Origin of the sequence: Abyssisolibacter fermentans (genome assembly GCF_001559865.1) — a bacterium.
Lineage (GTDB): Bacteria > Bacillota > Clostridia > Tissierellales > MCWD3 > Abyssisolibacter > Abyssisolibacter fermentans.
Window position 1 is genome coordinate 110,591 of record NZ_LOHE01000045.1, and the last position, 11,512, is coordinate 122,102.

Here is an 11,512-nt window from a genome sequence, read left to right on the forward strand (position 1 = left end):
ATAGTTAAAATAAATGTAAAAATAAGAATAAATAAATTGTTCTTTTATTTAATAATAAATTTAAAGGAGAATTGATTATATAAAAAACTATGAAGTTGTTGAAGAAATGACAGTTGATAGAATCTATACTGGCGAGATGTCAAATTCAACAAACTTTACTAGTGCAGTAAACATGCCAGATATTACCACGTCTGCTGTGGGGGTTAATGCTTGAATTACAGCTACCATTGGTTAATAATTTTACAAAGACTTAGTTTGAAAGCTAAGTCTTTATTTTTTTAATTAAGGAGTTATTTCTTTGAAATGTTTTTGTACTACTATAAAAATAAAAAATAACATAAAATATAAAATATGACAGAATTTTCAAAAAAAGAATGATACAATGAGTTTGTACATTAAACTAATAAAAAGGAGGATTCATATGAATAACTACGAAGTTGTTGAAGAAATGACAGTCGATAGAGGTTATTGTGATGCAATATCACAAGCTACAGAATTTACAACTAAAGTAACAGTACCTGATATAACTGCACCAACTGTAGGCGTTAATAGTGGAATTTCATGGACTTTTTAGGTTTCTGAAGGGGTAGTACAAGTATTAGAGACTTAGCATTTAAAGCTAAGTCTCTATATAAGAAGGGGGTATTTTTATGAAAGTGGTTTTTGTTAATGCTGTTAGTAAGTTTAAATATGGAGATTTATATATCGGTTCTCTTATATTAGCTAAGATATTAAAAAAAAATGGATACGAGGTTGAAATAGTAGATTTTGCATATTTACATAATATAGGGGAACTAGATAGTGATGTATTTGAAAATGGCAATACAGCTGAATTAAGTGAGTATTTAATAAACAAAAAAGCTGATATTATAAGTTTTTATACTATGGCTAATTCATATCACTTGAGTATTGATATGGCTGAATATATAAGGAGTAATGCTCCTGATATTAAATTACTTTTTGGTGGACCTCAAGCATCAGTTGCTGCATATGATTTAATGAACACATTTCCTTTCATAGACCTTATTGGGATAGGAGAAGGAGAAAACAGCATAGTTGATATTATGAAAGCTTTTGAAGGAGAGAAGGATTTTTCAAAAATAAAAGGTATATGTTACAGAAAAGGTACAGAGATTATAACAAATGAAGAGAACGGATTAATACAAGATTTAGATACATTACCTGAAATAGATTATGAACTCATACCATATATGGATAAAATGAAATCATTACCTATAGAAGTTGGAAGAGGATGTCCATTTGGATGTAAGTATTGTTCAAGTAAAAGTTTTTGGAAACAAAAATTTAGATTAAAAAGTAATGACAGAATAATAAGTGAAATAAAGAGTTTAATGAAAGAATATAATATTACTCATTTTAGTTTTATACATGATTTGTTTACTGCCAATAAGAAAAGAATTATAGAATTTTGTAATAAAATAATAGAGGAAGAACTAAAAATTAAGTGGGCCTGTTCTGCAAGAATAGACACTTTAGATAATGAAATAATTGAAATGTTAGTTAGAGCGGGTTGTACAGGAATTTATATTGGCGTAGAAACTGGATCTAGCAGAATGCAGAAATTTATTAATAAAAATCTTAAAATAAATGATGATTTTTATAATAAAATAAAATTACTTACAAAAAACAAAATTCAGGTAACGGCATCTTTTATATATGGACTTCCTAACGAAGAATTAGAAGATTTAAAAGAAACTTTCAAAGTTATAAAAAATTTAAGAGACATGAATGTGCACACTGTGCAACTCCATATGTTTTCAATTTTAAGAGGTACTGAATTTTACAATGAATATTCTCATGATATGAGTTTTGATGATAATTTGGTATCAGATATTACTTATGGGGCAAATATGAAGAGAAATACTGAATTAATAACTAAGTATCCTAATCTGTTTTCTCATTTCTATATTCTTAATAAATCCTTAGTTAAAAAATATCCATATTGTGATATGTTTATGAATCATTATATTCAAATTTTGTATACAATGTTTAGGATTACTTATAATAATTTGATAGATTATTTTAAGTGTGATTTTTTAGCTTTTTACAATTCATTTTACAAATATTTAGCTGCTAATTCAAAAGAGTTAATAAATTATAGTGATAACATAGATGTAGAACACAAGCATTTTGTTTATAAGGTAATAGACATTTGGAAAGAATATATTAATAGTTATAAATTTGAAAAATACGATAATATTATTAAAGAAATTTATAGATTTGAATGCGATCTTAATGATTTTATTTTTAATAATGAAGAAAATGAGGATGCAATTAAAACTTATGATTTTGATGTTTATGATGCAAATAAGAAGACTTTTAAATTAGATGAATATATGCCAAAAGAAACAATTATAAGAATTTATAAACCTGATGGCGTATATAAATTACAAAGACTTAGGAAAAAAATTTCATAGTATAAAATTAAAATGATACTTTTGCTTAATAAATATTTTAAAAAATATGAAAATATAAACAGTAAAATTATAAATAACTGTAGGAATATTTTATGTACTATATCTAGTTATTTTGATGCTAGATAGAAAATGGATTAGATTTATGCAATAATATTGAAAATGAATATTAGTAACTTTAAATCAGTTATGTTAGGATAATTAATATTACTATAATCGCTGTAATTTTATACGTTAATACAAGGTTTCTTGTCAATGAGATAAGAAGCCTTTTTTAGCAGAAAACTCAAATTTTGATTTGGTATGGTGTTTGCTCCTAGGAACTTAAATAGGAGAACCAAAATCTATAATTTTGTGTGAATTACTTACTCCTAGAAACATAGTGAGTAGCCAGCGACTTATTCATATAAGTAGAAACGATGAAGAAACTAACTTTTGAAGTCACAATTTCAAAGAAACATTAGATGATTCACTAATAACTATATTGGTAGTTTTTACAACTAACAATTTGTAAACTAATTTATTTTAAACATTCAAACATAGAATTTATGAGTAGGGAACGTTTTTGTAGCTAACTGAAATAATACATAAAAGGGGGATTGGTTACATGAGTAACTATGAAGTTGTTGATGAGCTGACAATTGATAAAGGTCAAGAGGATTTATCTTCAACTACAATTACTACTTATTTTATTTAAATAAGTTACATTATAACTACTGTAAATAGTATAAGTATCATAAGTGCTGTCTAAAAATTTTGAAAAGACAGCTTTTTCTTTTGATTGTGCAGCAACTTCATTTATAGCAAACAACAATACAATATACCAAATATGAATAATATTATAAAAAATAAAAGAAATAAGTAAAAAAATAATAAAACATGGGAAAAAATAAAAATAATACAAAATTTGTGATATAATTAACTTGTACTAAAAGTGTAAATAAAAAAGGGGGTTTTTTGCATGAATAACTATGAAGTTGTTGATGAGATGACAATTGATAAAAGTCAAGAGGATTTATACACAGCAATTTTTACTATTGATATACGTAATTAACTATTATAAGTATTAGAAACTTAGCTTTATGGCTAAGTTTCAATATTAAGGAGGTATTTATGAAAGTTATATTCGTTAATGCAATAAGTAAATTTAAATATGAAGAATTATATATAGGACCTCTTTTATTAGCTAAGATATTAAAAGATAATGGATATGAAGCAGAAATAGTAAATTTTTCATATTTGCATAATATAGGAGAATTAAAAAGTAATGTATTTGAAGATGGAAATACTGCTGAATTGGGTGACTATTTAATAAACAAAGAAGCTGACGTTATAAGTTTTTATACTATGGCAAACTCATATCACTTAAGCCTTGAAATAGCTGAGTATATAAGATATAAAACTCCTAATACTAAATTAGTTTTGGGAGGGCCTCAAGCATCAGTTGCAGGGTTTGACTTAATGAGTACTTTTTCATTCATAGACCTCATTGGTATAGGAGAAGGAGAAAGTAATATAGTTAATATTATGAGAGGCTTTGAAGGTAAAATGGATTTTTCAAAGATAAAAGGCATAGCTTATAGAAAAGGATCAGATATTATTATAAATGAAGAAAATGATTTAATACAAGATTTAGATACATTACCGGAAATAGATTATTCATTTATTCCATATATAGATAAGATGAAATCATTTCCTATTGAAGTTGGTAGAGGATGTCCTTTTGGATGTAAGTATTGTTCGAGTAAAAGTTTCTGGAAACGAAAATTTAGACTAAAAAGTAATGGCAGAATAATTAGTGAAGTAAAAAATTTGATTGAAAACTATAATATTACTAAGTTTAGTTTTGTACACGATTTGTTTACTGTCAATAAGAAAAGAATTATAGAGTTTTGTAACAAAATAATTGAAGAAGAATTAGATATTAGATGGACATGTTCAGCTAGAATTGATACTTTAGATAAAGAAATGATAGAAATGTTAGTTAAATCAGGATGTACAGGAATATTCATTGGAGTAGAAAGTGGCTCTGCTAGAATGCAAAAATTTATTAATAAAAATCTAAAAATAGATGATGATTTTTATGGTAAAATCAGATTACTTACCAAAAGTAATATTAAAGTAACATGTTCATTTATATATGGATTACCTAACGAAGAATTAGAAGATTTAAAAGAAACTTTTAGAGTTATAAAAAAATTAAGAGATTTGAATGTTGATAAGGTACAATTGCATATTTTTTCAATGGTAAGAGGAACTGAATTTTATACTGAATATTCTGATGATATAAGCTTTGATGATAATATAATACCAGATTTTACATATGGTGCTAATATGAAAAGAAATATTAAAATGATAGCTAAGTATCCTAATCTATTTTCACATTTTTATACATTAAATAATTCAATAGTTAAAAAGTATCCATACTGCGATATTTTTATGAACAACTACGTTCAAGTTTTATTTAATATGTTTAGAATAACTTATAACAACTTGATCGAGTTTTTTAATAATGATTTTTTTGATATTTATAATTCATTCTATAGATATCTAGGTAATTACTCAAGAGATTTAGTATATTTTAATGAGAATTTAGATGCAGAAGATAAGGATGGTTTGTGCAAAATAACTAATATTTGGAGAGAATATATAAAAAGTTTCGATTTTAAAAAATATGATCATATAATAAAGGAAGTTTTTAAATTTGAATATGATGTTAACCAATTTATTATAGAAAAAGAAACTGGTGATGTAATTAAAACATATGATTATGATGTTTATGATGCAAATAAACAGTGTACAAAATTAGATGAGTATAAAATAAAAGAAACTATTGTTAGAATTTATAAACCTGATGGAGTTTATAAACTACAAAAACTTAGAAAGAAAATTTCGTAGTATAAATTAAAATAATATTTTTACGTTTGATATATTATTACATTGACAATAGATTAAATTTATGCAATAATATTAAAAAATGAATATCAGTACCTTTAATTCAGTTCTGTGAGGCTGACAAGGTTGTGCTTTATACAGTAATATTACTATAACTAGTGTAATTTTATATGTAAATACAAGGTTTCTTGTCAGTGTGATGAGAAGCCTTTTTTAAAGCAGAGAATCCAAATGTTGATTTGGTGTGAATTTCTTGCCCCGACGAAAAAACTGAGTAGGAGTTTTTTATTGTTTCAGGTGCTGATAAATAGATTTAGGGGGACATAATATGAAAAACAACATTCAAGATCACGATTTTTCTCTACAAGCAGTACCACAAGATAGTAAAAAAGGTTTTTTAGCAATGATGGCGGTTATGTTAGGGTTTACATTTTTCTCTGCTAGCATGTGGACTGGTGGAAGTTTAGGAACAGGATTAAATGCAAAGGATTTTTTATTATCAGTATTTTTAGGAAATATAATTTTAGGTACTTATACTAGTTTTTTAGCGTATATTGCATCAAAAACAGGTTTATCTACACATTTATTAGCAAGATATTCCTTTGGAGAAAAAGGTTCATATTTAGTATCTGCTTTATTAGGAATAACTCAAGTTGGTTGGTTTGGAGTTGGCGTTGCGATGTTTGCAATACCAGTAAGTAAGGTGACATCAATAAATGTATACGTTTTAATATTTATAGCAGGTATACTTATGACAGCAACAGCGTATTTTGGTATAAAATCATTAACTATATTAAGTATTATCGCAGTGCCATCCATAGCATTACTTGGAAGTTTTTCGGTTTTTAAAGCTGTAAGTAGTGTTGGTGGACTTAACGGATTGTTTGCAATAGAGCCAAAACAAACCTTGAGTATAGGAACAGCTTTAACAATGTGTGTAGGCTCATTTATTAGTGGAGGAACATTAACTCCTGATTTTGCAAGATTTTCTAAAAATAAAAAAATTGGAGTATTAACTACTTGTACAGCATTTTTTCTGGGAAATTCATTAATGTTTATATTTGGAGCTGTAGGAGCAGCAGTTACGGGACAAGCAGATATATCAGAGGTTATGTTTTTACAAGGATTAATAATACCTGCAATAATAATATTGGGTTTTAACATTTGGACTACTAATGACAACGCGTTATATGCATCTGGCTTAGGATTTTCGAATATAACAAAGCTTCCTAAAAACAAATTAGTTATATTTAATGGTATTATTGGAACGGTTGGAGCAATGTTTTTGTATAACAATTTTGTAGGATGGCTAACATTCTTGAGTTCATTTATACCTGCTATAGGAGGTATTATAATAGCGGATTATTTTATAGTAAGCAAAGGTGAATACCAAAATATTGAGGATAAAAGATTTATTAATATAAACTATAAAGCAATAATAACATGGATAATAGGAGTTTTAGCTGCTAAATATTTACCAGGAATAGCACCAATAAATGCAGTATTAACAGCTTTTGTAGTGTATATACTAGTTATGAAATTATCAAGTACTTACATTAAAGATAGTAGTAATATAAAAGTTAAAGCTTAGGAGTGAAATATATGTTAATAAAAAATGCAAGATTGGAAGGTATAGATGAATTTCAGGATATTTTAATAAATGATGGCATTATAAAAGATATTGATAATGTTATAGAATGTGAAGATAGAAAAGTTATAGATGCTAAGGGTGGCATTGTATTGCCGCCTTTTGTAGAGCCACATATACATCTAGACACTACATTAACAGCAGGAGAGCCTAGATGGAACCAAAGTGGTACTCTTTTTGAAGGTATAGAATGTTGGGCAGAAAGAAAAAAATTTTTATCGACTGAAGATGTAAAAAAAAGGGCAAAAAAAGCAATTAAATGGCAAGTTGCAGGGGGTATTCAGTTTATTAGAACTCATGTAGACGTAACAGATCCAAATCTTACAGCTTTAAAAGCTTTGCTTGAATTAAAAGAAGAATTGAAGGATTATATAACACTGCAAATAGTTGCTTTTCCTCAAGAAGGAATATTATCATATCCTAATGGACTAAAATTACTAGAAGAAGCTATGAAATTAGGAGCAGATGTAATAGGAGCAATACCGCATTTTGAATTTACTAGAGAATATGGTGTTGAATCAATAGAGCAGATGTTTAAATTAGCTATAAAATACAATTCATTGGTTGATGTACACTGTGATGAAATAGATGACGAACAATCAAGATTTATTGAGGTCTTAGCAACTAAAGCATATGAATATGGTATAGGTGAAAAGGTTACAGCAAGTCATACTACAGCTATGCATTCATATAATGATGCTTATACATATAAGTTGTTTAGATTGTTAAAGATGTCAAATATAAATTTTGTATCAAATCCATTAGTTAACATACATTTACAAGGAAGATTTGATACATATCCTAAGAGAAGAGGTATTACAAGAGTTAAAGAGTTATTACAATCAGATATAAATGTTTGCTTTGGACATGATGATATATTTGATCCGTGGTATCCTTTGGGGACAGGTAATATGCTTCAAGTGCTTCATATGGGACTACATATATGTCAAATAATGGGCTTTAATGATATAAACAGTTCAATAAAATTGATAACTGATAATAGTGCTAAAGCTTTAAACATAAGTGATTATGGTATAGAAAAAGGGAAAAAAGCAAATATGATAATCTTGCCAGCTGAGAATCCTTATGACGCAATTAGGAGACAGGTAAAAGTAACGTATTCTATTAGAGAAGGTAAAGTTATATCTAAAACCGTTCCAAGTGAGACCACTGTTTTCATTGAAAACGAGGAGCAGATAGATTTTAGCAAGTAATATATGTTTGTATTTAGGTTTATTTTGTCAAGAATCAATAAAGGAAGATGAAGAAGCTTTACCATTTAATGGTGTAAAGTTTTAAATTAAAAAAATAAAATATTGACTATTTCATAATAAAAGTATAAAATGTTTGTGGAAATGAAAAGAATAAAAGTTAACTGGGGAGCTGGAAATACTAGGCTGAGAGGAAACTATAATGTTTCGACCCATATAACCTGAACTGGGTAATGCTAGCGAAGGGAGTTATTAAGATATTGATTAATTAATCCCTTTACCAAGTAGGTAATAGGGTTTTATTTTTTGCAAAGAAGAAAAATATAAGGAGTTGAGAAAATGGCAAAAGTCAATGTAAGCTTACAGGTATTACCATGTGTACCAGAAGCACAAATTTATGATGTAGTTGACAAGGTTATAGATTATATAGATTCGTGTGGCGTTGAATATGAAGTGGGACCAATGGAAACAACTATGGAAGGTGAGTATGATAAATTAATGGCTATAGTTAAAGAAGCGCAAGAAATTTGTATAAGAGAAGGGTCTTCAAGAGTTGTATCAGTAATAAAGATCGACTATAAGCCAGAAGGTGTGACAATGAATGAAAAAACATACAAGTATAGAGGATAAAGTTATACCAATAATTTTTATAGGTATAATAATATTATTATGGCATATTAGTGTTAGTTATGGTTACATTCAACCATATATGTTACCTTTACCTAAAGATGTCATAATTACATTCTTTAAGATACTTCCTGAGTGTAAAGAACATATATTAGTAACCGTTCAAGAAGCAGTATATGGATTACTAATAGCTGTAGTATTTTCAATAATACTAGCATCATTAATGGATAATATTAAAATTTTAAGGAAAGCAATATACCCAGTGTTAGTTATATCTCAGACAATACCAGTTATAGTTTTATCTCCACTGTTTGCAGTGTGGTTTGGAATGTATATGCTTCCTAAGGTTATAATGGTTGTAATAGTATGTTTTTTTCCTATAGTAATAAGTCTTTTAGAAGGACTTGAATCAGTTGATGAAGATTTAATTAACATGATGAAATCAATGGGGGCTTCAAAGTTTAAAATATTTACTTTGGTAAAATTTCCAGCATCAATGGTAAACTTTTTTTCAGGCTTAAAGGTAGCTGCAACATATAGTTTTATGGGTGCAATTATTGGAGAGTGGATGGGTGGCAAAGCAGGTTTAGGTTTATATATACTAAGAGTAAAAAAATCATTTTTAGTAGATAAACTTTTTGCAGCAATTTTGTTAATAATAATATTTAGTATGATGATCTTTAAAATAATATCATATATGCAGTATAGATTCATGCCATGGACAAGAGAAAAATAATAGGAGGAATTAAAATGAAGAAAATAATAATATTAATGTTATGTTTTATGTTATCAGTGAATGTTATAGGGTGTCAATCAGATGAACCAAGTGAACCAAATGATCAGGGAGCTGAAAAGCTTGAAAAAGTAACTTTTATATTAGACTGGCTGCCAAATACTAATCATACTGGTATATATACAGCTATAGAAAAAGGCTATTTTACTGAAGAAGGTTTAGAAATAGAAATTATCCAACCAACAGATGTTGATGTAAATACATTAGTAGGTGCAGGGCAAGGAGATTTGGGAGTTAGCTTTCAAGAACAGATTACTATGGCAAGAACTGCTAAAAACCCAATACCTCTAGTAGCTGTAGCTGCAATAATTCAGCATAATACTTCTGGGTTTGCTGCACCAATAGATAAAAATATAAATTCACCAAAAGATTTTGAAGGAAAGAAATATGGTGGATGGGGTACTGAATTAGAAACAGCTTTCTTAAAAACCTTAATGAAAAAAGATGGAGCTGATTTTGATAAAATAGAAATATTTGATGTAACAGGTCAAGACTTCTTTATGAGCGTTAAAAATGATGTGGATTTCAGATGGATATTCTATGGTTGGGATGGAATAGCAGCACAGGTTAAAAATTTCCCAATAAGTTTTATTAAATTACAAGATGTAGATCCTAGATTGGATTTTTATACACCAGTGCTAGTTACAAATGAAAATATGATTAAAAATAAACCAGATGTAATAAGAAAGTTTTTAAGAGCAGCAAAGAAAGGATATGAATATGCAATTGAAAATCCAGATAAAGCTGTTGAAGACTTATTGAAACATGCACCAGAGACTGATAAAGATATAGCGATAAAGAGTCAAGAATATTTAGCCAAAGAATATAAAAAAGGTAACGAAAGATGGGGCGAAATGAAGCTTGATACATGGAAAAATTTCGGCCAGTGGATGTATGAAAACAACTTATTACAAAATGAATTCAATGCAGAAGAGGCGTTTACAAATGAGTTTTTGCCAGAATAAGTTAGAAGTAGTAGGATTAAATAAATCATTTGAAAATATAAATGTTGTAGATAATATTAGTTTTTATATTGGGGAAAATGAGTTTGTAGCTTTAGTTGGACCCAGTGGATGTGGTAAAAGTACTATATTTAATATGATATCCGGGCTGTTAATGCCTGATAATGGAAAAATAATAATTGATGGCAAGGACTATACAGGAAAGACAGGTAGAGTAAGTTACATGTATCAAAAAGACTTATTATTGCCCTGGAAAAGAATTATAGACAATGCTACATTACCTTTAGTTGTAAATGGTATGAGTAAAAAGAAGGCTAGAGAAGAGGTAATAAAGTATTTTAAAATATTTGGACTAGAAGGATTTGAAAATAAATATCCATTTCAATTATCAGGAGGTATGAGACAAAGAGCAGCATTAATGAGAACTTACATGAGTTTTAAAGATATAATACTTTTAGATGAACCTTTTGGGAGGTTAGATGCAATAACTAAACGTAATATGCAATCTTGGCTAATGGAAGTATTTAATGATTTAAAAGCATCTGTGATTTTTATAACTCATGATATTGAAGAAGCAATATTTTTAGCTGATAGGATATATATTTTATCTGATAGACCAACTAAAATTAAAGAAGAAATTAATGTTAATATAAAAAGACCAAGAGAAAGTAATATAATTATATCTCATGAATTTAATGATATTAAAGCTGGTATTTTAGACATATTGTAAAGCACCAAAAGGAGCGATTTAATTGAAATCGCTCCTTAATTTATGTGTGCCCAGCATGGGCATAATCTATAGGGTGAAAGTCCCGAACACCGAAGGTGATTAGGTGTTAGCCAAGAGCAAGGGTGTCCACCGTGAGGTGGAATCTGAAGGAAGCTGGAGGCAAATTTCCGGTCTGAGGAATACGAATCACATATGAGGCTGAATATAGTTG

9 protein-coding genes and 1 riboswitch are annotated in these 11,512 nt (G+C 28.1%); all 9 genes read left to right on the forward strand.

Translation table 11 applies throughout. The features are described 5' to 3' along the window. Positions 1 to 421 precede the first annotated feature (421 nt). Positions 422 to 574, forward strand: coding sequence for a hypothetical protein (locus tag AYC61_RS21135; RefSeq protein WP_156456380.1), 153 nt, complete (start codon positions 422 to 424; stop codon positions 572 to 574). 76 nt (positions 575 to 650) lie between these two features. Beyond that, complete coding sequence (locus tag AYC61_RS07425; protein ID WP_066498928.1) at positions 651 to 2,438, forward strand: B12-binding domain-containing radical SAM protein; 1,788 nt, start codon at positions 651 to 653, stop codon at positions 2,436 to 2,438. Between the two features lie 1,110 nt (positions 2,439 to 3,548). Next, positions 3,549 to 5,333, forward strand: coding sequence for a B12-binding domain-containing radical SAM protein (locus tag AYC61_RS07430; protein ID WP_066498931.1), 1,785 nt, complete (start codon positions 3,549 to 3,551; stop codon positions 5,331 to 5,333). A 325-nt stretch (positions 5,334 to 5,658) separates the two neighbouring features. Further along, on the forward strand, positions 5,659 to 6,921 hold the full coding sequence (codB, locus tag AYC61_RS07435; protein ID WP_066498936.1) for a cytosine permease: 1,263 nt from the start codon (positions 5,659 to 5,661) through the stop codon (positions 6,919 to 6,921). A gap of 11 nt (positions 6,922 to 6,932) precedes the next feature. Then, complete coding sequence (locus AYC61_RS07440) at positions 6,933 to 8,192, forward strand: cytosine deaminase (protein WP_066498937.1); 1,260 nt, start codon at positions 6,933 to 6,935, stop codon at positions 8,190 to 8,192. A gap of 152 nt (positions 8,193 to 8,344) precedes the next feature. Beyond that, a riboswitch (TPP riboswitch) is annotated at positions 8,345 to 8,454 on the forward strand. Positions 8,455 to 8,528: 74 nt separating this feature from the next. Beyond that, complete coding sequence (locus tag AYC61_RS07445; RefSeq protein ID WP_066498943.1) at positions 8,529 to 8,819, forward strand: thiamine-binding protein; 291 nt, start codon at positions 8,529 to 8,531, stop codon at positions 8,817 to 8,819. Then, positions 8,791 to 9,552 carry an ABC transporter permease gene (locus AYC61_RS07450; protein WP_066498945.1) on the forward strand — a complete coding sequence of 254 codons (762 nt, stop codon included), beginning with the start codon at positions 8,791 to 8,793 and terminating at the stop codon, positions 9,550 to 9,552. Before AYC61_RS07445 ends, AYC61_RS07450 begins: the two co-directional genes overlap by 29 nt. Positions 9,553 to 9,566: 14 nt before the next feature. Continuing rightward, positions 9,567 to 10,574, forward strand: a complete 1,008-nt coding sequence (locus AYC61_RS07455) for an ABC transporter substrate-binding protein (protein WP_066498947.1) — start codon at positions 9,567 to 9,569, stop codon at positions 10,572 to 10,574. Further along, positions 10,555 to 11,301, forward strand: coding sequence for an ABC transporter ATP-binding protein (locus tag AYC61_RS07460; protein WP_156456381.1), 747 nt, complete (start codon positions 10,555 to 10,557; stop codon positions 11,299 to 11,301). The genes AYC61_RS07455 and AYC61_RS07460 overlap by 20 nt, the downstream gene beginning before the upstream one ends. Positions 11,302 to 11,512: the final 211 nt, after the last annotated feature.

Excerpts from the sequence above, each read along its gene's own strand:
- AYC61_RS07450 (WP_066498945.1), top strand. The coding sequence starts at position 8,791 with ATGAAAAAACATACAAGTATAGAGGATAAAGTTATACCAATAATTTTT.
- AYC61_RS07430 (WP_066498931.1), top strand. The coding sequence starts at position 3,549 with ATGAAAGTTATATTCGTTAATGCAATAAGTAAATTTAAATATGAAGAA.
- AYC61_RS07455 (WP_066498947.1), top strand. The coding sequence starts at position 9,567 with ATGAAGAAAATAATAATATTAATGTTATGTTTTATGTTATCAGTGAAT.
- AYC61_RS07440 (WP_066498937.1), top strand. The coding sequence starts at position 6,933 with ATGTTAATAAAAAATGCAAGATTGGAAGGTATAGATGAATTTCAGGAT.
- AYC61_RS21135 (WP_156456380.1), top strand. The coding sequence starts at position 422 with ATGAATAACTACGAAGTTGTTGAAGAAATGACAGTCGATAGAGGTTAT.
- AYC61_RS07445 (WP_066498943.1), top strand. The coding sequence starts at position 8,529 with ATGGCAAAAGTCAATGTAAGCTTACAGGTATTACCATGTGTACCAGAA.
- AYC61_RS07460 (WP_156456381.1), top strand. The coding sequence starts at position 10,555 with ATGAGTTTTTGCCAGAATAAGTTAGAAGTAGTAGGATTAAATAAATCA.
- codB (WP_066498936.1), top strand. The coding sequence starts at position 5,659 with ATGAAAAACAACATTCAAGATCACGATTTTTCTCTACAAGCAGTACCA.
- AYC61_RS07425 (WP_066498928.1), top strand. The coding sequence starts at position 651 with ATGAAAGTGGTTTTTGTTAATGCTGTTAGTAAGTTTAAATATGGAGAT.